Genomic DNA, 23,383 nt, shown 5'->3' on the forward strand with positions numbered 1-23,383 from the left:
GCCGCCGGGTCGATGCGGTGTCGCGGTCTCCACCGCGCGCCGTGCGACAGAAAGCGAGCCGCCTCATGGGTTCCCCTCGGCACCACGACGAAGAACGGCACCGGGCGACCGGCCGCAGAACCGTCCTGCGCCTTGGCGCCCTCGGCGTCATCGGCGCGGGCGGCGGCTACGCGCTGACCCGCTACCTCAGGGGCACGGAGGGCTCGGCCAACGCCGCGGACCGGCCTGGCGGCGGCGACCCCGAGCCGAGCCCGGGCCCCGAGCCAGGGCCCGAGCCAGAGCCAGAGCCGGGACCGAGCGTCGACAACCCCCGCCTCATCGGCGACGGTTCGACCGCCGACACCGGGCCCCAGCCGCACCAGCCCGAGCCGGAGCGGCTGGCCAGGGGCGAACGGCCGCCGCAGTTCGTGGTCGTCTCGTGGGACGGCGCTGCGGCGCTCGGGGACGGCCAGTTCGACCGCTTCCTCGACCTGGCCCGCGACCTCGGCGCGGCCATGACGTTCTTCCTCTCGGGGCTCTATCTGCTGCCCGAGGCGCGGGCGCGGCGTTACGTGCCCCCGAACAACCCCGTCGGCGCCTCGGACATCGGCTACCTCACCGACGACCACATCCGCGAGACGATCGTCAGGCTGCGCACCGCGTGGCTCGAAGGGCACGAGATAGGCACCCACTTCAATGGCCACTTCTGCGGGGGCGCGGGCTCGGTCGAGCACTGGACCGCGGACGACTGGCGCGACGAGATCGACCAGGCCGTCGCGTTCGTCACCGAGTGGCGCACCCACACCGGCTTCGACGACCTCGACCCGCTGCCGTTCGACTACCGCGAGGAGCTGGTCGGCGGCCGAACGCCCTGCCTGCTCGGCCAGTCCGCGCTCCTGCCCGTCGCCGCCGAGCTGGGCTGGCGCTACGACGCCAGCTCGCCCGGCGGCCTTCAGACCTGGCCGGTGCGCAGCGCCGAGGGACCGTGGGACTTCCCGCTCCAGACCGTTCCGTTCCCCGGGCACGACTTCGAGGTGCTGTCGATGGACTACAGCATGCTCGCCAACCAGTCGGGCGGCGCCACCGACGGCGACCCCGCGCTCCACGCCACGTGGCGCGAGGAGGCGAGGGGCGCGTTCGTCGCCGGGTTCGAGCGGGCATACGATTCCAATCGCGCGCCACTGTTCATCGGCAATCACTTCGAGCAGTGGAACGGCGGCATCTACATGGACGCGGTGGAAGACGCGCTGCGCGAGATGGCGAGCCGCCCCGACGTGCGCTTCGTCTCGTTCCGCCAGCTCTGTGACTGGCTCGAGGTCCAGGATCCCCAGGTCGTCGCCAACCTCCAGGGCCTTGCGGTGGGCGAGAGTCCCATGGCGGGATGGGAGACGGTGGTGACGGGATAGCGGGGGTTCGGTCATGAGGGCGGAGATATGAGCGGGGAGCGCGAGGCGGAGCGGCTCTTCGAGGACTTCTATCCCCGGCTCGCGGGCTGGTGCCGCGGCCTCGTGGACGGCGACGCGGTGGCGCACGACATCGCGTCCGAGGCGTTCACCCGGCTCTGGTCCCGCTGGGGCACCGTGCGCAGCCCCGAGTCATACCTGTTCAGCGTGGCCGCCAACCTGGTCAAGGACCACTGGCGCACCCGCGAGCGCGAACGCCGCACCACCCGGCACCTGAGCGCCGAAAGCCGCGAGCACGCCCCGGCCGCCGACCAGGGCATGGATGTGCGCTCCCTGGTGGAGTCGCTGCCCGAGCGGCTGCGCGTGCCGGTTCTTCTGTACTACTACGCCGGGCTGCCGGTGGACGAGATCGCCTCGGTCCTCCGCCGCAGGCCCGGCACCGTCAAGAGCGACCTTCACCAAGCCCGACAACGACTGCGGAGCGCCCTGAGGGGGTTGCATGACATCACCACGCCATGAGGGCGGCCCCGAGCCGTCCGAGCTCACCGAGGTCTTCGGTGCGCCGGTGTCCCCGCTGGCACCGCCGCCCGGCGCGTTCGCCGAGGCCCGTCGCCGCGCCGCGGCGCGGCGCCGCCGCGGGGTGGCGGCCGCGGGCGTGGCCGCCGCGGTGTGCGTCGCGGGCTCGGCCGCGCTGCTCGGCCTGACCCGCGGGGGCGACGAGGCGCCGGGCCCGCCCGTGGCCGACGGTGGGCCCGCGCCCGAGCGGGACCGCGACACGGCGGGAACGACCGCCCCCGCCGAGCCCGAGGAGTCCGCCCCCGCCGAGCCCACCGCGCCGACCGATCCTGTGCCCGATGACGAACAGCCGCCGCCGACCACCGAGGGCGCCCCATCGGCCGAGGGCTCGCCCCCGGCCACCCCCGCGTGCGCGAGCGCCGCGCTCGCCCTGGCCGCGGGGCAGCCCGACGGCGCGGCGGGCTCGCTCACCATCCCGCTGGAGTTCACCAACGAGGGCGAGGTGACGTGCGCGCTGGTCGGCTACCCCGGCGTCTCGCTGACCAGCGCGGAGGGCGGGGGCGAGCGGGTCGGGGCACCGGCGCGGCGTGGCGAGGAGCGCGGCCAGGCCGTCCCGGTCGAGCTGGCGCCGGGCGAGGCCGCGCTCGCCGACCTCAGGGTGGGCACCGCGGAGAACTACCCGGCCGAGGACTGCGAGCCCGAACCCGCCGGTGGCCTGCGGGTCTTCCCCCCGGACGAGACCGAGGCCCTGTTCCTGCCGTTCGACGGGCTGACGGCCTGCGCGAACGACGGCGTCGCGCTGCTCGCGGTCACCGTCGTCTACGAGGCGCCCGCATAGGGGCGCGCCTCGCGCTTCCCGCTTCCCGCGCGGGTTGTGCCGTGGGGCGGCTCATGGCTGGACGTCCTCCCGTTCGCCGTCGGCCGGGTGTCTGGTGTGGTGGGGTGCGGGTCAGTGATGGCACCTACGGGGGAGGGGGCGTCGGGTGACCGGCCGTCCCGGTAAACGGCAGCTCTCGTCGCTGGCCGGGACCGTTCGCCGAACGGGCGCAGCCGCGACCGTAGGTGGCGGACGCCGTGCCGCGCGAGCCGTTCCCCCGGGGGTTCGCGCTCGGGCGGCAGCGTCATCAGCGGGCGCCCATCGGCCACCTCGCGCACCTCGAACTCGGGGGTGGCGACCACGCCGCGCACCAGCCCGGGAGGCGCGGCGAGCCGCGGCAGGAACGCGGGCGACGCGTGCCGAAGGGCCAGCCCACCGGACCGTGAGCAGCCGGTCGACGTCCGCCGCGCCCACCGAGGCGCGCAGCGCGCCCCGCGCCGACAGCGCCCGCACGGCCCAAGTTCCGCCGCCGAGCCGCGGCGCGTCGGCCGCGTCCGCGTGTCAGGTACGCGCCCCGCGGCCGCGCCGACTACGGTGGGCAGGCCGCCGCGGCGGCGACCCCATGGCGTTCCCCCTCTCGAACGTGTGCTGGGAGCGGCTTCCCCATGCATGAGCCCGCAGACACCTCGGCGCCCCGCGCCCGGCCGACCAGGCTGCGGCACACCCGCCCCACCGACCCCGGCTTCCTGCGCAGGCACCACGGGCGCGGCTTCCGCTACCTGGACGCCGCGGGGCGCACGCTGCGGGACGCGGCGGCGCTCGAACGCATCAAGGCCCTGGTCATCCCGCCCGCCTGGCGCGACGTGTGGATCTGCGCCCACCCCAACGGCCACCTCCAGGCCGTCGGCACCGACGCCGCGGGCCGCCGCCAGTACCTGTACCACGCGCAGTTCCGCGCCGAGCAGGAGCGGGCCAAGCACGCCCATGTGCTCGACGTCGCCGAGGCGCTGCCCCGCATCCGCGAGGCGGCTGGCGGCCATCTCGGCCAGCGCGGCCTGACCGCGGAGCGCGTGCTCGGCAGCGCCATGCGCCTGCTCGACATGGGCTTCTTCCGCATCGGCAGCGAGCGTTACACCGATCGGCACCAGACCTACGGGCTGACCACCCTGCTGCGCGGCCACGTCCGCTGCGGTCCGAGCCGCGTCACGTTCACCTACCCGGGCAAGCACGGGCGGCAGCAGGACCAGGCGGTGATCGACCCCGAGGTGTGCCGCGCCGTCACCGCGCTCAAGCGCCGCCGCGGCGGCGGCGAGCGGCTGCTGGCGTACTGGCGCGACCGCGCCTGGCACGACGTCACGGGCGACGAGCTCAACGCCTACCTGCGGGAGCTCGGCGGGGTCGACGTCACCGCCAAGGACTTCCGCACATGGCACGGCACGGTGCTCGCCGCCGTCGGGCTCGCCGTCTCCGGCCACGCCGCCCGGAGCGAGACGGCCCGCCGCCGCGCCATCACGCGCGCCGTGCGCGAGGTCGCCGATTACCTCGGCAACACCCCGGCCGTGTGCCGCGCCTCCTACATCAACCCTCGCGTCATCGAGCTCTACGAGGACGGCGTCACCATGGAGCCCGTCCTCCACCGCCTCGGCTCCCACGCGGTGATCGGCACCCCCGCCACGCAAGGCCCCGTCGAGCAGGCCGTCCTCACCATGCTCCGCACCGGGCGCCCCCCGCTCGGCTGATCCCCGCCCGAGCGCGTGCGTCACCGACGCACAGGTCACCCCGGCGTGCGGCACGGGCGCGGGGTCGGCGCCCGGGATGCCGTCGGCCAGCTCCCGCTGCCGCGCGAACGGGTACAGCCGGTCGGAGTCCACGCCCGCCACCAGCGTCCGCGCCGTCACCCGGCGCAGCGCCGCGGCGAGCCCGCCGCGCCCGCGCCCCACGTCGTGCGCGTTCATCGCCTCGGTGAGCACCACATAGCTGCCCGCGTCGAACCTCCGCACCAGCTTGGCCGCGTGGTGGTCCAGACACGACGCCACCCGGTAACGGCCCCCGCGCGCCGGGTCGCCGCCGGTCAGGACGCTCCCTTCGCCCGACCGCCTCGTCCTCTCCCGACCTTTCGCGAAAGGCACGCCGTGACCCCCGATCCGGCTCCGCGTTTCTGGGACCACCGCTGGAACCCCCCGCCCGGCACCGCCCCGCCCGGCACCGCCCCGCGCGGCACCGTCGTCGTGCTGCCGGGCCGGGGCGAACACCCGGGCGTGTACGAGCGGTTGGGCCGCCGCCTGGCGTTCGACGGCTACCGCGTGGTGGCCGCCGACGAGGCGGGCCAAGGGCCGCGACCGCTGCCGGGCTCCCTCAACGACGCGGGCCCCAGCCCCCGCGTGCCGCTCGGCGCCGACTCCGGCTACCTCACGGGCGGCGTTCTCTAGCGTTCATGAGACATCAAACGGTCAGGGGAACGCCCGTGCTCAGGGCGGCGGTTCAGGTGCGGCCCTCGTTCTCCTGGGCCTCTTCGAGGACCGTCGGCGCGGTGCCCATCCAGTCGGCGTGCACGACGCGGAAGCCCGCGCGGCGGTAGGCGTCGCACACCAGCACGTCGTCGTCCACCACGACCGCGACCTCCCGGCCGCGCGCCAGCCGCCGCAGCAGCTCGGGCTTGGTGACGCGCGCCGGGCGGCGGTCGCCGTCGCGCCGCATCAGCAGCTCGCCCGGCGGCAGGCCATGGGCGCCCAGCCAGTCGCGCGTCGCCCCGCGCAGGCCCTCGGGCCGCCCGGTGACATAGGCCAGGTCGCTCGTCGCGGCGTGTTCGACGGCCAGCGCGACGCCGCGCGCCAGCGGCGGGTCGTCGGCCGCGGCGGCGAAGAACGCGTCCCAGTCGCGGGGAGCGCGTTCGAGGAAACGCAGCCGGTGGCGCGTGTCCGTCAGCGTCCCGTCCAGGTCGAACACCGCGAGCGACCGCCAGGCCATCGCCACCTCCTCATGAGCCGCCCCCGTCGCGGCCCATGCTTCCACCCCGGAGGGGCGGGTGCGGCGGCGCGGTGCTCTCGCGCACCACCAGGCTGGTGGCCAGCTCGATGCGCGGGGTGCCATCGGGCCCGTCGCCACGCGGCGCGAGCACCGTCCGCACCGCGACGCGCGCCATCTCGGCCAGCGGCTGGCGCACCGTCGTCAGCCGGGGCGAGACCCAGCCGCACAGCGCCACGTCGTCGAAGCCGACCACGCTCAGCTCGTCGGGGAGGCGCAGCCCCCTGCGGTGCGCCTCCGCGTAGACGCCGCTCGCCTGGAGGTCGGACCCCGCGAACACGGCCGTCGGCGGCTCGGCCAGGTCGAGCAGCGCCGCCGCCCCCCGCGCCCCGCCCTCGGGGCGGAAGTCGCCGTGCCGCACCAGCGCCGGGTCGAACGCGATCCCTGCACGGGCGAGCGCCGCGCGGTAGCCGTCGAGGCGTTGCTGCCCGCACACCAGCTCGGGCGGCCCGGTGACGATCCCGACGCGCCGGTGGCCCAGCCCGATCAGGTGCTCGGTCGCGGCGAGCCCACCCGCCCAGTTGGTGGCCCCGACCGTCGGCACCGCGGGGTCGAACCCGCCCACCGGGTCCACCAGGACGAACGGCGTCCCGAGCGCCGCCAGCCGCCGCGCCGCCGCGGACGGCGGCGGCGAGAGCACCAGCAGCACCCCGTCCGAGCCGCGCCCCGCGACCCGTTCGAGCCACGCGCCGTCCGCGGGGCCGCCATCGGCCACGGTGACCACCAGCTCGGCGCCGTGCCGCCGCGCCTCCCGCTCCGTGCCCCGCAACAGCTCGGTGGACCAGGGGGAATCCAGCTCGGAGATCACCAGGTCGATCAGCCTCGAACGGCCTGAAGCCCCCCTCCGGTCCGCGCGGCGCGGCCCACGACGCCGGTACCCGCGGCGTTCAAGCAGCTCACGCACCCGGGTCCTGGTCGCGGGCGCCACCTCGTCACGCCCGTTGAGCACCTTGCTCACCGTGGCCTCGGAGACGCCCGCCTCGGCGGCGATCTCCGCGATCGTCACCCGCCGTTCGGCGGGCGGGCGCGCGGGCTCAGTGCGACTCACGCGGCACCGCCGCGCCGCGCGCGCCCGCGAGGAAGCCGAAGTCCGCGCCCCGGTCCGCCTGGAGGACATGCTCGGTGTACAGCCACGCGTACCCCGAGTTGGCCGCGGCGGGCGGCTCCTGCCACGCCGCACGCCGCCGCGCCAGCTCGTCGTCCGGCACATCGAGGGTCAACGAACGCCCGGGCACGTCGAGTTCGATGATGTCGCCGGTGCGCACCAGGGCGAGCGGGCCGCCCACGGCCGCCTCGGGCGTGACATGCAGGACGACCGTGCCATAGCCCGTGCCGCTCATCCGCCCGTCGCACACCCGCACCATGTCGGTGACGCCCGCCTTGAGCAGCTTGGCGGGCAGCGGAACGTTGGCCACCTCCGGCATGCCGGGGTAGCCGCGCGGGCCCGCGCCCCTGATGACGATCACGTCGTCCGCCGCGATGTCCGTCTCCGGGTCGTCGCACACCGCGTGGTACTCCTCGGGCGAGTCGAACACCACGGCGCGCCCCCGGTGCGTGAGCAATTCGGGCGACGCGGCCGACTGCTTGATCACCGCGCCGCCGGGGCACAGGTTCCCGCGCAGCACCGCGGTGCCGGTCCCCGCGGGCTGGAACGGCGCCCCGAGCGGCGTGATGACCTCCTCGTCGAAGCACTCGGCGCCCGCGACGTTCTCCCCGATCGACGCCCCGGTGACCGTCGTGGCGTCCGCGTTCAGCAGCCCCGCCTCGGCCAGTTGGCGCAGCACGACGGGCAGGCCGCCCGCGTAGCAGAAGTCCTCCATCAAAAAGCGCCCCGACGGCATCAGGTTCACCACGGTGGGAACGGGCCTGGCCAGCGCGTCGAAGTCGTCGAGCGCCAGCTCGACGCCGAGCCGCCCGGCCAGCGCGAGCAGGTGCACGATCGCGTTGGTCGAGCCGCCGATCGCGGCGTTGGCGCGGATCGCGTTCTCGAACGCCGCCCTGGTCATGATCGCGCTCGGCCGCAGGTCCTCGTCGACCATGGCCACGATGCGCCGCCCCGCCTCCTGCGCCACCTCGAAACGGCGCGCGTCCACCGCGGGCCACGTCGCCGAGCCCGGCAGCTGCATGCCCAGGGCCTCGGCCACGCACGCCATGGTGGAGGCGGTGCCCATGGTCATGCAGTGCCCGTTGGAACGCGCCATGCAGCCCTCGGCGACCGCGCACTCCGCCGCGGTCATCCGCCCGGCCTTCATCTCGGCCTCGAACTTCCACACATGCGTGCCCGAACCCACGTCCTGGCCACGGTACTTGCCGTTGAGCATCGGCCCGCCCGTCACCATCACGGCGGGCAGGTCCACGCTGGCCGCGCCCATGAGCAGCCCCGGCGTCGTCTTGTCGCAGCCCGAGAGCAGCACCACGCCGTCCAGGGGGTTGGCCCGGATCAGCTCCTCGGCCTGGAGCGCGAGCAGGTTGCGGTAGAACATCGCCGTCGGCCTGATCAGCGTCTCGCCCGTCGCCATCACGGGGAACTCCAGCGGGAAGCCACCCGCCTGCCACACCCCGCGCTTGACCGCCTCGGCGACCCGGTCGAGATGCGCGTTGCACGGGGCCAGCTCCGACCATGTGGACGCGATGCCGATGACCGGCCTGCCGTCGAAGACCTCGGCCCCGAAGCCCTGGTTGCGCATCCAGGACCGGTAGATCATCCCCGACCTGCCCTCCGCGCCGAACCACTGCGCGCTGCGCCGCCCGCCCTCACCGCTGCTCACCACGGTCCCGCCTCTCCCCGACGAAAGTTTCGGCCGCTCCCGGCGCCGGTCACGCTAGTGAGGGGCGTGAACTACGTCAATGGTCGCGGCAGTTCCCGGCCCCGGAGGCGCGCCCGCTCGGCCCCGTGGGCGCCTCGAAGTGGCTCCGAAACTTTCGGGGGCGGGGTCGGGTGTGGGCGCGGCCGCGATGGCCCCTCCGTAGTCGCCCGCGAGCCGCCCGCGAGCCGCCCGCGAGCCGCCCGCGAGCTCCCCGCAGGGGACCGATCAGGAATCGAGAAGCGGCCTCCCGCGCCCTCACCTACCGTGACGGACACCGGCCAGGGCCCGCCCGAGCGCACCGTACGCGCAGGCGCGACAGAGGAGAAGAGACGATGAGCGAGACCCCGGGAGCGGAGAGGGCGGAGAGGGCGGCGTCGCCGTCGCCGCACGTCGCCGACCACCATGATGTGATCCGCGTGCACGGCGCGCGCGAGAACAACCTCAAGGACGTCAGCGTCGAGATCCCCAAGCGCCGACTGACGGTGTTCACGGGCGTCTCGGGATCGGGCAAGAGCTCCCTGGTCTTCAACACGATCGCCGCCGAGTCACAGCGGATGATCAACGAGACCTACAGCGCGTTCGTCCAGGGGTTCATGCCGACGCTCGCCCGCCCCGACGTGGACGTCCTGGAGGGGCTGACCACCGCGATCATCGTCGACCAGCAGCGGATGGGCGCCGACCCCCGCTCCACGGTCGGCACCGCCACCGACGCCAACGCGATGCTGCGCATCCTCTTCAGCCGCCTCGGGCGGCCCCACATCGGCTCGCCCAACGCGTTCGCGTTCAACGTCCCCTCCGTCAGGGCCAGCGGCGCGATCACCGTCGAGCGCGGCGCAAGGCAGACGGTGAAGCAGACGTTCACGCGCACCGGCGGCATGTGCCCGCGCTGCGAGGGTCGCGGCACGGTCTCCGACATCGACCTCACCCAGCTCTACGACGACTCCAAGTCGATCGCCGAAGGCGCCTTCACCATCCCCGGCTGGAAGTCGGACAGCTTCTGGACCGTGCGGCTCTACGCCGAGTCCGGCTTTCTCGACCCCGACAAGCCCATCCGCGACTTCACCGAGAAGGAGCTGAACGACTTCCTCCACCGCGAGCCGACCAAGGTCAAGGTCGAGGGCGTGAACCTCACCTACGAGGGGCTCATCCCCAAGGTGCAGAAGTCGTTCCTGTCCAAGGACAGGGAGGCGATGCAGCCGCACATCAGGGCGTTCGTGGACCGCGCGGTCACGTTCACGGCCTGCCCCGAGTGCGGAGGCACCCGGCTCAGCGAGGCGGCCCGCTCGTCGAAGATCGCGGGCATCAGCATCGCGGACGCCTGCGCGATGCAGATCAGCGACCTGGCCGCCTGGATCCGCGGCCTCGACGAGCCGGGCGTGGCGCCGCTGCTCGCGACGCTGGGGCGGACGCTGGAGTCGTTCGTGGAGATCGGCCTCGGCTACCTCTCGCTCGACCGCCCCTCGGGCACGCTGTCAGGCGGCGAGGCGCAGCGCGTCAAGATGATCCGCCACCTCGGCTCCTCGCTCACCGACACCACCTATGTGTTCGACGAGCCCACCGTCGGCCTGCACCCGCACGACATCCAGCGGATGAACGACCTGCTGCTGCGGCTGCGCAACAAGGGCAACACCGTGCTCGTCGTGGAGCACAAGCCGGAGACGATCGCGATCGCCGACCACGTCGTGGACCTGGGCCCGGGCGCGGGAACGGCGGGCGGCACCGTGTGCTTCGAGGGCACCGTCGAGGGGCTGAGGAGGAGCGGCACCCTCACCGGGCGCCACTTCGACGACCGGGCCGTCATCAAGAAGGCGGTGCGCGCCCCCGCGGGCGCGCTCCCGATCCGCGGCGCCACCACCCACAACCTGCGCGACATCGATGTCGACATCCCGCTCGGCGTGCTCGTCGTGGTCACCGGCGTCGCGGGCTCGGGCAAGAGCTCGCTCGTGCACGGGTCGCTCGTCACCGCCTCGGGGGACGGCGTGGTCGCGATCGACCAGAGCCCGATCCGCGGCTCGCGCCGCAGCAACCCCGCGACCTACACCGGGCTGCTCGACCCGATCCGCAAGGCGTTCGCCAGGGCCAACGGCGTGAAGCCCGCGCTGTTCAGCGCCAACTCCGAGGGCGCCTGCCCGAGTTGCAACGGCGCGGGCGTCATCTACACCGACCTGGCGATGATGGCCGGTGTGGCCGCGCCGTGCGAGGAGTGCGAGGGGAAACGGTTCCAGGCGGCCGTCCTGGAGTACCGCCTCGGGGGCCGCGACATCAGCGAGGTGCTGGCGATGCCGGTGGCCGAGGCCGAGGAGTTCTTCGGCGCGGGCGAGGCCCGCATCCCCGCGGCGCACCGCATCCTCGACCGGCTCGCCGACGTCGGGCTCGGCTATCTCACCCTCGGCCAGCCGCTCACCACGCTGTCGGGCGGCGAGCGGCAACGCCTCAAGCTGGCCACCCGCATGGGGGAGAAGGGCGGCGTCTACGTCCTCGACGAGCCGACCACGGGGCTGCACCTCGCCGATGTCGAGCAGCTGCTCGGGCTGCTCGACCGGCTGGTGGACTCCGGCACGTCAGTCGTCGTCATCGAGCACCACCAGGCGGTCATGGCGCACGCCGACTGGATCGTCGACCTGGGCCCGGGCGCGGGCCACGACGGCGGCCTGGTCGTCTTCGAGGGCACCCCCGCCGACCTCGTCGCGGCCCGTTCCACCCTCACGGGCGAACACCTCGCGGCCTACGTCGGCGCTTGAGCGGGTGCCTCCTGCGGTTGTGGACGTGTTCAGGGCCGCCGTGCGCTGTCGGGCGCCCCGCGGGGCTCAGCCCTTCGCCCACGCCTCGGCCAGCAGCTCGTAGGAGCGCGCCCGCTCCTCGTGGTCGTGCGCGATCGTGGTGATCAGCAGCTCGTCGGCGCCGGTCGCGTCGCGCAGCGCGGTCAGGCGCTCCACCACGGTCTCGGGATCCCCGACGATCTGGGTGTCCACCCGGTCGGCCACCAGGTCGCGCTGCTCTTCCGTCCATGGGAACGCGGCGGCCTCGTCCGGGGTCGGGAACGGGATGGCGCCCGCGCCCGAGCGTATGGACAGCACCCAGCGGGCGTACGGCGACGCCAGGCGACGCGCGGTCTCCTGCTCCCGTGCCACCACGACATCCGCCGACACCATGACGTGCGGGCGCGGCCGTTCGGCGGTGGGGACGAACGCCGCGCGGTAGGCGTCGACGGTCTCGAGCACGGACGAGGGGCTGACGTGGTAGTTCGCCACGAACGGCAGGCCGAGCGCGCCGGCGGCCGTCGAGCTGGCGCCCGCGCTCGACCCAAGCAGCCAGATCTCCGCGTCCGCGCCCTCGGCGGCGGGGGCGCGCAGCGCGAGGTCGTCGCCCGTGGTGAACGAGCCGCCGATGAGGTCCAGGATCTCCCGCACCTCCGCGAGGTAGTCCTTCCCCGCGTCCTCCCTGCCGTGCAGGAGCGCCTGCTGGGCGGCCAGCCGCTCGCGCACCGCGGGGTCGCCGAACCGGGTGCGCGCGGGGGCCGGGATGATCAGCCCCCGCACCTCGCGGTTGGGCGCCACGGGTCCCGAGCCCGGCGCGGTCTGCCGCGCGCTGAACTCCTTGACGCGCCCCGGGCCTGAACGGCCGAGCCCCAGGTCGATCCGCCCGGGGTGCGCGGCGGACAGCGTCCCGAACTGCTCGGCGACCGTCACGGGCGCGTAGTACCCGAGCGGCACCGCGCCCGAGCCCACCCGGATCGTGCGGGTCGCCGAGGCGATCAGCGCGATGAGCACGGCGGGCGCCGACGACGCCACGCCCTCGGCGAAGTGGTGCTCGGCGACCCAGTACCTGTGGTACCCGAACTCCTCGGCGCGCCGCGCCAGATCGAGGCTGTTGCGCAACGCGTCCCGCCCGGTGGCGCCCGAGGGGACGGGGGAGAGGTCGAGCACGGACAGGGGGGTGCCGGACGGTGAGGTCATGCGGATGCCTCCTGAGACGTGGCCTCCTGAGACGTGGCCTCCTGGGATGTGGCCTCCTGGGATGTGGCCGGGCTCTGGGCCCACAGCCGGGTGGGGGCCTCCCGGCGCACCACAGGGGCCACCTCATCGGCGAAGCGCTGCAACTGCTCGATCTGCTCGGCGACGCCGAGCCCGAACGCGTCCACCGTGACCGATCGCAGGTCGTGGCGGTAGGCGGCGTGGTTCTCCAGGATCTTCTCGATGACGCGCTCGGGGCTGCCGATGAGCTGCGGCCCGTTGGCGATGGCGTCCTCGATGGTCCGAAACGGGGTGTTGTAGCCGGGCTTCCCCGCCAGGTGCGGCTTGTAGCTCTGCCGGACGCGCTCCTCGTACCGTTCGCGGAACAGGTCGGCGGCCTTCTCCGTGGTGTCGGCGATCAGCAGCCCGCCCGAGCCCGCGCCGACGAACGCGGTGGCCGGGTCGTGCCCGCGGGCGGCGAAACGTTCGCGGTAGTGCGCGAGCAGCCTGGCGTAGGCGGCCTTGGGCTGGACGGCGTTGGCCACGAAGAGCGGGTCGCCGTGCTTGGCGGCCAGCTCGGGGGAGTGCAGGCTGGTCGCCGAGCCGTGCCACACCACGGGCGGGCCCGCGTAGGGGCGCGGCACGGTGGTGACGCCCCGCAGCGGCGGGCGGAACTCGCCCTCCCGGTGGACGTCCTCCTCCCGCCACAGCCGCCGCAGCAGCTCGTACTTCTCCGCCTGGTACTCCCACCGCAGGGTCATGGTGATCGCCTCTCCGTCCGCGAATGTGCCGGGCCCGCCTGTGACGTGGTGAGCCGCCCCGCCGCCCCCGCGCCTGGGGCGGCGGCGCCCGGGATGGCGGCGAGCAGCCCGAGCGAGAACGTCGTGGTGGCGCGCAGGAACTGGGCGTTGGGCTCGGCGAACGTCACCGTCGCGGTGTGGGTGTCGTCCACCGCCGTGCCCTCGTACCCGGCGAGATAGCCGCTGCCGAGCGCGGCCCTGGCGCCGAGCTCGACGATGCCGTCGAAGTTGGCGCGCACCGCCTCGGCGTCCACGGGCGTGCCGTCGCTGAACGTCGCGTCGCCCCTGAGGTGGAACGTGAAGGAGCGCGCGTCCTCGCTCACCTCCCAGCTCTCCGCGAGCCCTGGCACGATCTCGCCCGTCTCCGGGTCCTCGTCCGTCAGCGAGCCGACCAGCTGCCGCGCCGGGTAGATGGCGTCGTTGTTGCCCTGCTGCTGCGGGTCGACACAGCCGGGGTCGGAGGCGAGCGCGAACGTCAGCTCACCCCCCGCCTCGGGCGCTCCGTCGCCCGTGCCGGACTCGGAGGCGCCGCAGCCGGTCGCGGCGAGCGCGCCGGTGGCGAACGGGAGGACTGCGGGCAGGGCGAGACGGCGGCGTGCCATCATGCGACTCCCTGGGGCTCGACACGGGGTGGCACCACTCTCCCTCCGAGTTGTTGCGGCTACTTGTAGCCACATGTATGCGCTTTGGCGACTTGCGCTCCCGAGCCGCCCCCCTGTGCCCGATCGGGCCAACGCGCCCCGCGCGCACGCCCGTTGAGATCCGCGACGGGCGATTCACCTCCCGGCCACCTTCCCGATGCCCGGTGGTGGCGTCGGCTGAGGAAGCTTCACATCGTGAGACGGGTATGGGGGATTCTGCTGGGAGTGCTGCTGCTGGCCGGCGTCGGCGCCGCGGTTGTCGTCGGCCGTGACACCGGCGGCGAAGGGGACGGCGGGGGCGGCGGCCAGGCCACGGTGAGCGGCGTGATCGGCTCGGAGAAGGCGGAGTTCTTCGCCGACCCCGAGGTGGTGGCCGCCCTCGCCGACGAAGGGCTGACCGTGCGGGCCCAGCCCGTCGGCTCGTGGGCCATGGACGACGTGGACCTCGAGGGCTACGACTTCGCGTTCCCCTCGAGCCAGGGCCCGGCCGACGCGCTGCGCGCCGACCACGGCGACGTGGGCGCCCCGCTGCGCCCCTTCTACTCGCCGCTCGTGGTGCTCGCCCACCGCCAGGCCGCCGAGGTGCTGGCCGCCGGCGGTCTTGCCACGATCGAGGGCGACAACGTCGGGCGCCTGTCGATGGCCGACTACCTGGCCGCCGTCGAGGAGGGCCGCACCTGGCAGGAGCTCGAAGGCGCCGAGGCCCGGGACGGCCTCAGCGGCGCGGTCTATGTGTCGAGCACCGACCCGCTCACCTCCAACTCGGGCGCGCTCTACCTGGCCGCCGCCTCCTTCGTCGCCAACGACGGGCAGGTCGTCGCCGACGACGCCGCCATCGAGCGCACCGCGCCCCTGCTGCGCGCCCTCGTGCAGGTCCAGGGCACCCAGCAGTCGAGTTCGGACGGCCCGTTCCGCGACTTCGTCAGCGGCATCGGCAACCCCCTCGTCCTCGCCTACGAGTCCCAGGTCGCCTCGCTGCTGATCGGCGGCGCGGGCGCGGGCGACATGGTGGTGCTCTACCCGGACACCACGGCGACGAGCGACCACACCCTGGTGCCGCTCACCGAGGGCGGGCGGCGCCTCGGCGAGGTGCTGACGAACGACCCCGAGCTGCGCCGCCTCGCCGTGCGGCACGGCTTCAGGCCACAGGGCGCCACCGCCGAGTTCACCGAGGCCGCCGCCGCGCACTCCGGCTACCTCAGGGACGGGCTCGACGGGGTGCGGCAGGCGCCCGTGCCCACCGCCGACGTCCTGCGCGCCATGGCCGAGCGCGCCAAGGGCTGACCGCCGACCACCGCGCGGGACTTCATCGAGCGCGGGACTTCACCGAGGGGGAGCCATGACCGACACCGAGAACCCACTGGTCCTCACGCCACCCGAGCCCGTCGCCCCGGTCCGCGCCGAGCAGGCGTCCGGGCTGGTGCCGCTGGACGCCGACACCCGCGACGAGCTGAGCCGCCGCGCCGCGAGCTATGTGGACTCGCTGTCCGAACTCGACGCGCGCTCACCGGAGTTCTCCTCCCGCGTCGGCGAGGTCACCTCGCTCGGCTCGGCCGAGATGCGCGCCGCGGCCCAGCAGTCCAACCGCATGCTCGACCGCAGCGTCCGCTCGCTGTCCCGCGGCGCGGGCGGCGACGCGGCCGACGCCCAGGCCCGCGTCTCCTCGTCGCTGCTCGACCTGCGCCGCACCGTGGAGGACTTGGACCCGCGCGAGTCGTCGTCGGGCGGCGTGCGCAGGCTGCTGTCCCGGCTGCCCGGCGGGAACAAGTTCCGCGACCACCTGGCGCGTTACGCCTCGGCCCAGGGCACGCTCCAGAAGATCGTGGCCACCCTGCGGGCGGGCCAGGACGAGCTGCGCCGCGACAGCGCCACCATGCACACCGAGCGCGCCAGGCTGTGGGACACCATGGGCAAGCTCCAGGAGTACGCCGTCCTCACCGAGGCGCTGGACAACGAGCTGCAACGCCGCGTCGAGCACCTGGAGGCCACCGACCCCGACCAGGCGACCGCGCTGCGCGCCGACATCCTCTTCCCGGTCCGCCAGAAGCACCAGGACCTGCTGACCCAGCTCGCGGTCTGCGCCCAGGGCTACCTCGCCATGGACGTCGTGCGCCGCAACAACGAGGAGCTGATCAAGGGCGTCGACCGCGCCGCCACCACCACCGTCACCGCGCTGCGCATCGGCATCATGCTCTCCGCCGCCCTGGAGAACCAGCGCAAGGTCGGCGAGCAGGTCACCGCCCTGCGCACCACCACCGAGGAACTGGTCCGCGGCAACGCCGAGATGCTGGCCACCCAGAGCGGCGAGATCCAGAAGATGGCCGCGGACCCGGCCGTGGGCGCCGAGACGCTGCGCGCCGCGTTCCAGCAGATCTACCGCACCCTCGACACCATCGACACCTACAAGGCGCAGGCCACCGAGGCCATGGCGGCCACCGCCCGCGCCCTGTCCGACGAGCTGGGCAACGCCGCGGGCCACCTGGAGCGCTCCCGCGCCGCCGACCAGCGCGAAGGGGACCTCGCATGAGAGCGCGCACCCGCGTCACCACCCGCGTCACCACCCGCGTCACCGCCCGGATCGCCGCCCTGCTCGGCGCCCTCGCGCTGGCCGCGACGGCCTGCACCGGAGGCTCCGACGGCGAGGAGAACGGCGAAGGCGGCGACGGCGTCGCCGCCGCGGAAACGGTCAGGATCCTGGCGGGCAGCGAGCTCGCCGACATGGAGTTCCTGCTGGAGAGGGCCGCCGACGAGACCGGCGTCCGCGCCGAGATCACCCGCGTCGGCACCCTCGACGCCACCCGCATGGTCGTCTCGGGCCAGGCCGACGGCGCCTATGACGCCGTGTGGCTCGCCACCAACGACTATCTGCGGCTGCACCCCGAGGCCGAGCGGCGCATCCTCACCGAGACCTCCATCATGACCTCGCCCGTCGCCCTCGGCCTGCGCCCAGGGGCCCTCGACCGGCTGGGCTGGCAGCCCGACGAGATCACCTGGTCCCAGGTCCATCAGGCCGCCGCCGCGGGCGACCTGACGTTCGGCATGACCGACCCGACGCGCTCCAACTCCGGCTACAGCGCGCTGATCTCGGTGACCTCCGCGCTCTCCGGCGCCCAGTCCGCGCTCACCGCGGACGACGTCGCGGGCAGCGCCGCGCGGCTGCGGGAGCTCTTCGCGGGGCAACGCCTCACCTCGGGCTCGTCGGGCTGGCTCGCCGAGGCGTTCCAGGAGCGCGACGACGTGGACGCGTTGATCAACTACGAGTCCGTGCTGCTCAGCCTCGACCGCGCGGGCACCGCCGACGTCGAGGTCGTCCGCCCGCTCGACGGCGTCGTCACCGCCCGCTACCCGCTCACCACCCTCTCCTCCGCCTCGCCCGAGGCCGCCGAGGCGCTGCGCCTCCTCGGCGCGTACCTGCGCGGCGCCGACGCCCAGCACGCCCTCACCCAGGAGACGCTGCGCCGCCCGGTCTCCGGCGAGGTCGCGCCCGCGGACGCCATCCCCCAGGGGCAGCGCCGCGAGCTGCCCTACCCCGGCTCGCTCGACGTCGCCGACGGCCTGCTCGACGCCTACGACGGCGAGCTGCGTCGCCCCTCCCGCACGCTCTACGTCCTGGACACCTCGGGCTCGATGGCCGGGGACCGGCTGGCCGCGCTCCAGGACGCGCTGCGCCGCCTCACCGGCGCTGACAACCCCGCGGGGCAGCGGTTCAGGGACCGCGAGGAGGTGACGCTGATGCCGTTCAACGACGCGGTCGTCTCCACCGAGACATGGACCGTCGAGGCGGAGGGCCGCGATGACGCCCTGGCGGGGATCCGCTCGGGCGTGGACGCCCTCACCGCCGAGGGCGACACCGCCATCTACGCCAGCCTGATGGACGCCTACGAGCTGCTGTCCGCCGAGGGCTCGCGGGACGCGTTCACCTCCATCGTGCTGATGACGGACGGCGAGAACCGCGACGACGTCCTCGCCGCCGACTTCCAGACCTTCCACGCGGCGCTGGCCGAGGACCAGCGGCATGTGCCGGTGTTCACCATCCTGTTCGGCGACTCCGACCGGGCCGAGCTCCAGGGGATCGCCGACCTGACAGGGGGCGAGCTGTTCGACGCGGTCAACGGCTCGCTCGACGACGCCTTCCAGGAGATCCGTGGCTACCAGTAGCGGGGGAACGGCCCGGGCGCTGGCCTACCTGGAGTCGCGCAAGAACCTCACGGGCTGCGCGTGCGGCCTAGTCGGCCTGGCGACGGTGTTCACCGGGCTCGCAGGGGCGTACTGGCCCCTCGTGGTCGCGGGCCTCTACGGCGCGGGCGCGCTGATCGCACCGCCCGAGAGGACCGCGCCGCCGCCGTTCGCGGGCCCCGCGGGCCCGGGCGCCGAACTGGACGCGATCCGCGGGGACTTCGCCGCCCTGCGCGGCTACATCGCCGACATCGACGTGCCAGGCGCGGCCACCGCGCCCGCCGCCGAGCTCGACGGGCTGCTCGCCGCCCTCCTCGAACCCGGCTGGGTCGCGGACGAGATCGCCGCCGACCCCGAGGCCGTCCACATCCTCGGCCGCGCCGTGCGCACCGACATCCCCGAGGCGTTCGACGCCTACCAGCGCACCCGCTGGTGGGCCAGGCTCCAGCCGGGGGCCGACCCGCCCGAACGCCACCTCAGGCGGCAACTCGAGCTGCTGAACGGCGAGCTGGCCGTGGTCGCCGCCGCGGTGCACGAGTCGCAGGAACGCCGCCAGCGGACCCACACCACCTATCTGGAGTCCAGGACCCCGGGGGAGCCCGCGACCGGCCGTCCCGAGCCGCCCGAACCCCTCACCGGGGGCCCCGCGCCCGGCTGATCCCGGCACCTGGGTGACGGCGTGTCAGTTCCCCGATCGCGCGATCACGGCGTCTTACGCTGAGCCGGCGCGTCCCGCGACCGGGGCGTTCGGCCACCCCCTCGGAGGCGACATGCGGTCCCCCTTCCCCTCGCCGCGAGTCCTGACCGGCGTGCCGCTCGCCGGAAGCTACCCCGCCGCGGTGGCCCTCGTCCTGCTGGCGCTCTGCCCCTTCCTCGTCCTGACGACGGCCACATCCCTGATGGCGCCCACGCTGATGCGGGACCTCGCGGCCACCCCGTTCGAGCTCCAGGTGGCCGTCGGCCTCGCCAACGCCGGGTACGCGTTCGGCGCGGTCGCCGCGGCCGACCTCACCCAGCGCTGGCCGAGGCGGCGCGTCTACTTCGTGTGCGAGGTCGGCTTCGTCGCGGCCACCGTGGTGGCGCTGAGCGCCCAGGGCATCGGCCAGTTCGCCACGGGCCTGATCCTCCAGGGCCTGTGCACCGGCATGCTGCTGGTCGCCGCGCTGCCGCCGCTGATCACCCGCAGGAACATCCACGAGCTGCCCACCACGGCCATGGTCGTCAGCATCGGCCTCTTCGGCATGGTGACGCTCGGGCCGCTCGTGGGCGGGCTCATCGGCGACGCGGGCGACTGGCGGCTGCTGTTCGTCGCGCTCACCGTCCTCGCCGCCGTCGGCCTGCTCATCGGCTTCCTGACCTTCGAGGGCAACGACCCGCTCGCGCCAGGGGCGCGGTTCGACTGGTTCGCGATCCCCCCGGCCCTCGCCGTGACGGCGCTGCCGTTCTTCGGCGTCTCCTGGCTGACCCGCGGCACATTCGGCAGCCTGGCCTTCCTGCTGCCGGTCATCGTGGGCGTGCTCATCGGCGTCATCCTGATCGTCGGCCAGTACCGCGCCACGAACCCCCTGATGCCGGTCAGGCCCATCAGCAACACCCTCCCGGTCACCGGCATCCTCGCCGCGATGGTCACGGGGGCGGCGTTCACCACGCTCACCGAGCTGACCGCGTCGTATCTGCTCGCCGTCCCGCGCTACAGCCCCGTCAAGGTCGGCTCCCTGCTCACCGCGCAACTCCTCGGGATCCTCGTGGCGTCCTACTGCTTCCGCCGCCTGGTGCTCACCCGCTGGACGCCTCTCTTCGCGCTCACCGGGCTGCTCAGCGTCGGCGTCGCCGCCCTGATCCTGCTGACGCTCACCCCGGGCAACGCGTCGGCCATCGTGCCGGTGGCCGCGGTCTTCCTCGGCTTCGGCGCGGGCGCGGGCGTGACCCCGGCGCTCTTCCTCGCGGGCTTCTCGGTGCCCGCGGTCGCGATCGGCTCGATCTTCGCGCTCGTCGAACTCCTGCGCTCCGAGGCGGCGTTCCTCGTGGGGCCGGTCCTGCTGCACCTCGCGGAGGACGAGGGCATCGCCGACGGGTTCAAGGTCACCGTGGCCATCGTCATGTACGTCGTCGCGGGGGGCGCGGTGCTTCTCGTCGCCCTCTATGTCACCGGCGGCGCGCGCCCGCACGCCCCGAAGGTGCAGGAGTGGTTCGGCGGCCGCACCGCCGCCTACCATTCCCCGCCGCTGTTCTCCCGCCTCAAGGGCTGACGCGGCACCAGGCTCCGGCCGCCGAACGGCGCGCGGGCGGCCCGGTCCCCGGCGCGGGTCAGGGGGCCGTGGCGGCGGGCAGGACGCAGGAGACCCGCGCGAACCCCAGGTCGCCAACGCCGGGGGAGAGCGCGCCCGTGGCGGGGTCGCGGTCGAGGACGGCGACGGATCCGGTGGTCTGGTTGGCGACATAGAGGCGGATCTCGGCCGCGTCCATGACCATGTGGCGCGGCCCCGCGCCCCCGCACGGGTGGGTGGCGATCAGCCGGGGGGCGGCCTCGTCGCCGCCCTCGACGGAGAAGACCGCGACGCTGTCGTGGCCGCGGTTGGAGGCGTAGACGAACCTGCCGTCGGAGGAGACCAGGATCGCGGCGGGGAAGTTGCCCTCGGACGAGGCGTTCTCGGGCAGCGTCGGAACGGCCGCGCCGGGGGTGAGCGTGCCCGCGTCCGCGTCATAGGCGCACGCGGTCAGCGTCGAGTCGAGCTCGCCCAGGACATAGACGGTGCGGCCCCCGGGGTGGACAACAAGGTGACGGGGTCCTGACCCCGGCGCCAGCCTCACCTCGGCCTCGGGCGTGAGGCGCCCCGCGGCGGCGTCGAACGCGTAGAGGTGCACCGAGTCCGTGCCCAGGTCCACGGCGAGCAGCCGCTCCCCGCCCCCCACCGGGACCACCTGGTGGGCGTGCGGGCCCTCCTGCCGGTCGGGGTCGGGCCCCGAGCCCGCGTGCTCGACGACCTGGAGTACAGCGCCCAGGGCGCCGTCGTCGCCGAGCGCCACCACGCCCACGGTGCCGGAGCCGTAGTTGGCCGTGAACAGGTGGCCACCCGCCGGGTGCACAGCCAGGTGACATGGGTGCGCGCCGCCGCTCGGCGCGCTGCCGAGCGCCGCGCCGACCGTGCCGTCGTCGGCCACGGCGAACGCGGTGACGCGGCCGTCGTCCGTCTCGTTGGCCGCGTACAGCACCGCGGCCCCCGATGACAGCGCGAGGAACGAGGGGTCGGCCGTGGGCACCACCCCCTCCAGCGCCAGGGCCCCGCTGGCCTCGTCGGCGCTCGCGACCCCGATGCCATGGGCCGGGTCGCCCCCGCTGTAGGCGCCGAGGTAGAAGCGGAACGGGTCCACCCGAGCCGGGCTCGCCGCGGCGCCCCCGGCGAGGGGCAGGCCGCCCGCGGTCGCGCCGCTCACGCTGAGCGTCGTGCGGCGTGAGACCTGTGGGGTCATGGGGAGTTCTCCTCGTCGAACGGTGGGGGGAGCGGGGCCCGTGGTCCTGCCGGTACAGGATCACCGCCCCGCGCCCCCCGGGGGAAGAGGCACGGCCGAGTTCCGGACCACGGCCACGAGCTCCCCACATCCCATGTCTCGATCGGCCCTGACGGCCGCCCCACGACAACTGAGGCCCTGATCAGGGGCGTTGATCCGCCCCTGGACGGGGAGTCGTCCAGAGGACTATAAATTGGTCCTATGTATGCGCGAGAGAGGACCCTCACGTGAGCGACCAGGAATTCGCCGGGCTCGCCGCCGTCGTCACCGGCGGCGCCTCGGGCATCGGCCTGGCGGCCGCCACCCTCCTCGCCCGGCGAGGGGCCCGCGTGGCCTGCCTCGACCTGGTGCCCGAGGTCCCCGAGCCCCTGATCGGCGTCCGCGCCGACGTCGCCGATGACGACGCCGTGCGCGCCGCGGTCGCCGAGGCCGCCGCCGCGCTCGGCGGCCTCGACATCCTGGTCAACAACGCGGGCATCGGCGCCCAGGGCACCATCGAGGACAACCCCGACGACGAGTGGCGCCGCCTGTGGGAGGTCAACGTCCTCGGCATGGTCCGCACCACCCGCGCCGCCCTGCCGCATCTGCGGGCCTCCGCGCACGCGGCCATCGTCAACACGTGCTCGATCGCCGCCACCGCGGGGCTGCCCAACAGGGCGCTCTACTCGGCCACCAAGGGTGCGGTCCTCTCCCTGACGCGCGCGACCGCCGCCGACCTCATCCACGACGGCATCCGTGTCACCTGCGTCAACCCCGGCACCGCGGACACCCCGTGGGTGGCCAGGCTGCTCGACACGGCCGACGACCCCGCCGCCGAGCGCGCCGCCCTGGAGGCCCGCCAGCCGACGGGCCGCCTGGTCAGCGCCGACGAGGTCGCAGGAGCCATCGCCTATCTGGCGAGCCCGCGCTCGGCCGCGACCACAGGCACCGACCTGGCCGTGGACGGCGGCATGCAGGGGCTGCGCCTCCGCCCCCGCGCCTGACAGCGCGGGGACGAAAGGCCCCGAGCCGGTCAGTCCGCCGGGAACAGCAGCGAGTCCACGTCGAACGAGCTGTTTCGGGCCGCCCTGAACACCGCGTACAGCCGGTGCGTCCCGGGAGATCCGCCACGGGCACCGGCTGTGTCGACTCGTAGGCGTCCCAGTCACCCGTGTTGTGCACCGGGGGTGCTGGCCACCAGCTCGCCGTCGGGGGCGCCCCCGCACCCCCGTCGGTGCAGCGGGCGATGACGACGGAGGAGAGGTCGGCGCCCTCGGGGTGGCCGCCGAGGTCGCCGGTGTCCACCGTGCCCTCGCAGCCCGGGAGGTCGGACGTGGCGTGCTCGTGGTCGTCATGGCCGAGTGCCGGGTTGACAAGGCCCCGTGAGCAGTCGATCTCGCCGCCCTCCGGGTCGGTGACCGTCACCCGGTAGGGGATCTGGTCACCGAACTCGATGAGCTGCCCGTCCACGGGGAAGTCGATCTCCACGGTCGGGGCCGAGCCGCCCTTGCCCATCTCGGGGAACTCTTCCGAGACGCCGTAGCCGCACCGGACCTGCGGCGGCTCGACGGGCGGCAGCTCGGTCAGCTCCGTGTTGTTGGGCGAGGGGTTGGCCGGGGCGGCGCAGTCGAAACTTCTCGCCGACCTCGCCGACCTCGCCGGTGTCCGGGGCGTAGGGCGCTACGGCTGGTTGTTCCCGTGGCAGAACGGCCAGCCGTAGTTGCCGGGCTCCTTGATGACGTTGTACTCCACCAGGCCATCGGGCCCCCGCTCGGTCG

At 74.2% G+C, this 23,383-nt stretch carries 18 protein-coding genes and 2 pseudogenes; 12 read left to right on the plus strand and 8 right to left on the minus strand.

Annotation, left to right across the window (positions count from 1 at the left end; genetic code table 11):
• The first annotated feature begins 65 nt into the window (after nt 1-65).
• The 4 genes from DEH69_RS25210 to DEH69_RS25230 all read left to right on the plus strand — a co-directional run bounded on the left by DEH69_RS25210 (nt 66) and on the right by DEH69_RS25230 (nt 4,454).
• Nucleotides 66-1,385 (plus strand): hypothetical protein, encoded by a 1,320-nt coding sequence (locus DEH69_RS25210; protein ID WP_113689266.1) that lies wholly within the window; start codon nt 66-68, stop codon nt 1,383-1,385.
• Nucleotides 1,386-1,412: 27 nt separating this feature from the next.
• The gene (locus DEH69_RS25215) at nt 1,413-1,901 is read left to right on the plus strand and encodes an RNA polymerase sigma factor (protein WP_113689267.1); all 489 of its coding nucleotides are present in this window, start codon (nt 1,413-1,415) and stop codon (nt 1,899-1,901) included.
• Nucleotides 1,882-2,736 (plus strand): DUF4232 domain-containing protein, encoded by an 855-nt coding sequence (locus tag DEH69_RS25220; RefSeq protein ID WP_113689268.1) that lies wholly within the window; start codon nt 1,882-1,884, stop codon nt 2,734-2,736. The genes DEH69_RS25215 and DEH69_RS25220 overlap by 20 nt, the downstream gene beginning before the upstream one ends.
• Before the next feature lie 644 nt (nt 2,737-3,380).
• Nucleotides 3,381-4,454, plus strand: coding sequence for a DNA topoisomerase IB (locus tag DEH69_RS25230; protein WP_113689270.1), 1,074 nt, complete (start codon nt 3,381-3,383; stop codon nt 4,452-4,454).
• A 63-nt stretch (nt 4,455-4,517) separates the two neighbouring features.
• Here the strand turns inward: DEH69_RS25230 and DEH69_RS33120 are convergent.
• Nucleotides 4,518-4,775 (minus strand): annotated as a pseudogene (locus DEH69_RS33120) (homoserine O-acetyltransferase); the annotation flags it as partial.
• Nucleotides 4,776-4,847: 72 nt separating this feature from the next.
• On the opposite strand from DEH69_RS33120, the gene DEH69_RS25240 reads away from it, so the two are divergent.
• Entirely contained in the window at nt 4,848-5,144 is a 297-nt protein-coding gene (locus DEH69_RS25240; protein ID WP_113689271.1) for an alpha/beta hydrolase, read from the plus strand.
• Between the two features lie 52 nt (nt 5,145-5,196).
• On the opposite strand, the gene DEH69_RS25245 is transcribed toward DEH69_RS25240, so the two are convergent.
• From DEH69_RS25245 to DEH69_RS25255, 3 genes are read right to left on the minus strand one after another with little or no spacing between them, the layout of a single operon-like run.
• Nucleotides 5,197-5,682 (minus strand): hypothetical protein, encoded by a 486-nt coding sequence (locus DEH69_RS25245; protein WP_113689272.1) that lies wholly within the window; start codon nt 5,680-5,682, stop codon nt 5,197-5,199.
• Between the two features lie 10 nt (nt 5,683-5,692).
• Complete coding sequence (locus DEH69_RS25250) at nt 5,693-6,787, minus strand: LacI family DNA-binding transcriptional regulator (protein WP_258534945.1); 1,095 nt, start codon at nt 6,785-6,787, stop codon at nt 5,693-5,695.
• Nucleotides 6,774-8,444, minus strand: a complete 1,671-nt coding sequence (locus DEH69_RS25255) for an IlvD/Edd family dehydratase (RefSeq protein ID WP_258534958.1) — start codon at nt 8,442-8,444, stop codon at nt 6,774-6,776. Before DEH69_RS25255 ends, DEH69_RS25250 begins: the two co-directional genes overlap by 14 nt.
• A 434-nt stretch (nt 8,445-8,878) precedes the next feature.
• Here DEH69_RS25255 and DEH69_RS25260 point away from each other — a divergent pair, with 434 nt between their 5' ends.
• The gene (locus DEH69_RS25260) at nt 8,879-11,287 is read left to right on the plus strand and encodes an excinuclease ABC subunit UvrA (RefSeq protein WP_113689274.1); all 2,409 of its coding nucleotides are present in this window, start codon (nt 8,879-8,881) and stop codon (nt 11,285-11,287) included.
• A gap of 66 nt (nt 11,288-11,353) precedes the next feature.
• Here DEH69_RS25260 and DEH69_RS25265 read toward each other — a convergent pair whose 3' ends face one another.
• The 3 genes and pseudogenes from DEH69_RS25265 to DEH69_RS25275 all read right to left on the minus strand — a co-directional run bounded on the left by DEH69_RS25265 (nt 11,354) and on the right by DEH69_RS25275 (nt 13,901).
• Entirely contained in the window at nt 11,354-12,502 is a 1,149-nt protein-coding gene (locus DEH69_RS25265) for an MsnO8 family LLM class oxidoreductase (protein WP_113689275.1), read from the minus strand.
• A pseudogene (locus DEH69_RS25270) lies at nt 12,499-13,251 on the minus strand (LLM class flavin-dependent oxidoreductase); the annotation flags it as partial. The pseudogene DEH69_RS25270 and the gene DEH69_RS25265, both read right to left, overlap by 4 nt.
• 5 nt (nt 13,252-13,256) lie before the next feature.
• Nucleotides 13,257-13,901, minus strand: coding sequence for an ABC transporter substrate-binding protein (locus tag DEH69_RS25275; protein WP_258534946.1), 645 nt, complete (start codon nt 13,899-13,901; stop codon nt 13,257-13,259).
• Between the two features lie 234 nt (nt 13,902-14,135).
• Between DEH69_RS25275 and DEH69_RS25280 the strand changes: the two genes are divergently transcribed.
• The 5 genes from DEH69_RS25280 to DEH69_RS25300 all read left to right on the plus strand — a co-directional run bounded on the left by DEH69_RS25280 (nt 14,136) and on the right by DEH69_RS25300 (nt 20,365).
• Nucleotides 14,136-15,224, plus strand: a complete 1,089-nt coding sequence (locus DEH69_RS25280; protein WP_181727597.1) for a hypothetical protein — start codon at nt 14,136-14,138, stop codon at nt 15,222-15,224.
• 55 nt (nt 15,225-15,279) lie between these two features.
• A complete protein-coding gene (locus DEH69_RS25285; RefSeq protein ID WP_113689279.1) occupies nt 15,280-16,467 on the plus strand; it encodes a toxic anion resistance protein in 1,188 nt (395 codons plus the stop codon).
• A complete protein-coding gene (locus DEH69_RS25290; RefSeq protein WP_113689280.1) occupies nt 16,464-18,098 on the plus strand; it encodes a substrate-binding and VWA domain-containing protein in 1,635 nt (544 codons plus the stop codon). The genes DEH69_RS25285 and DEH69_RS25290 overlap by 4 nt, the downstream gene beginning before the upstream one ends.
• Complete coding sequence (locus DEH69_RS25295) at nt 18,085-18,774, plus strand: hypothetical protein (RefSeq protein ID WP_258534947.1); 690 nt, start codon at nt 18,085-18,087, stop codon at nt 18,772-18,774. Before DEH69_RS25290 ends, DEH69_RS25295 begins: the two co-directional genes overlap by 14 nt.
• A gap of 112 nt (nt 18,775-18,886) precedes the next feature.
• Nucleotides 18,887-20,365 carry an MFS transporter gene (locus DEH69_RS25300; protein WP_113689281.1) on the plus strand — a complete coding sequence of 493 codons (1,479 nt, stop codon included), beginning with the start codon at nt 18,887-18,889 and terminating at the stop codon, nt 20,363-20,365.
• Between the two features lie 58 nt (nt 20,366-20,423).
• Here the strand turns inward: DEH69_RS25300 and DEH69_RS25305 are convergent, their stop codons facing one another.
• Entirely contained in the window at nt 20,424-21,587 is a 1,164-nt protein-coding gene (locus tag DEH69_RS25305) for a lactonase family protein (protein ID WP_113689282.1), read from the minus strand.
• 266 nt (nt 21,588-21,853) lie between these two features.
• On the opposite strand from DEH69_RS25305, the gene DEH69_RS25310 reads away from it, so the two are divergent.
• Complete coding sequence (locus DEH69_RS25310) at nt 21,854-22,609, plus strand: SDR family NAD(P)-dependent oxidoreductase (RefSeq protein WP_113689283.1); 756 nt, start codon at nt 21,854-21,856, stop codon at nt 22,607-22,609.
• The last annotated feature ends 774 nt before the right edge of the window (nt 22,610-23,383 follow it).

The organism is Streptomyces sp. PT12 (assembly GCF_003311645.1).
Taxonomy (GTDB): Bacteria; Actinomycetota; Actinomycetes; order Streptomycetales; family Streptomycetaceae; genus Streptomyces.

What these genes read in the sequence shown, in the direction of transcription:
- DEH69_RS25255 (WP_258534958.1), bottom strand. Translation starts at nt 8,444, where the DNA reads ATGATCTACCGGTCCTGGATGCGCAACCAGGGCTTCGGGGCCGAGGTC.
- DEH69_RS25245 (WP_113689272.1), bottom strand. Translation starts at nt 5,682, where the DNA reads ATGGCCTGGCGGTCGCTCGCGGTGTTCGACCTGGACGGGACGCTGACG.
- DEH69_RS25230 (WP_113689270.1), top strand. Translation starts at nt 3,381, where the DNA reads ATGCATGAGCCCGCAGACACCTCGGCGCCCCGCGCCCGGCCGACCAGG.
- DEH69_RS25260 (WP_113689274.1), top strand. Translation starts at nt 8,879, where the DNA reads ATGAGCGAGACCCCGGGAGCGGAGAGGGCGGAGAGGGCGGCGTCGCCG.
- DEH69_RS25290 (WP_113689280.1), top strand. Translation starts at nt 16,464, where the DNA reads ATGAGAGCGCGCACCCGCGTCACCACCCGCGTCACCACCCGCGTCACC.
- DEH69_RS25265 (WP_113689275.1), bottom strand. Translation starts at nt 12,502, where the DNA reads ATGACCTCACCGTCCGGCACCCCCCTGTCCGTGCTCGACCTCTCCCCC.
- DEH69_RS25220 (WP_113689268.1), top strand. Translation starts at nt 1,882, where the DNA reads ATGACATCACCACGCCATGAGGGCGGCCCCGAGCCGTCCGAGCTCACC.
- DEH69_RS25285 (WP_113689279.1), top strand. Translation starts at nt 15,280, where the DNA reads ATGACCGACACCGAGAACCCACTGGTCCTCACGCCACCCGAGCCCGTC.
- DEH69_RS25305 (WP_113689282.1), bottom strand. Translation starts at nt 21,587, where the DNA reads ATGACCCCACAGGTCTCACGCCGCACGACGCTCAGCGTGAGCGGCGCG.
- DEH69_RS25215 (WP_113689267.1), top strand. Translation starts at nt 1,413, where the DNA reads ATGAGCGGGGAGCGCGAGGCGGAGCGGCTCTTCGAGGACTTCTATCCC.
- DEH69_RS25300 (WP_113689281.1), top strand. Translation starts at nt 18,887, where the DNA reads ATGCGGTCCCCCTTCCCCTCGCCGCGAGTCCTGACCGGCGTGCCGCTC.
- DEH69_RS25210 (WP_113689266.1), top strand. Translation starts at nt 66, where the DNA reads ATGGGTTCCCCTCGGCACCACGACGAAGAACGGCACCGGGCGACCGGC.
- DEH69_RS25275 (WP_258534946.1), bottom strand. Translation starts at nt 13,901, where the DNA reads ATGGCACGCCGCCGTCTCGCCCTGCCCGCAGTCCTCCCGTTCGCCACC.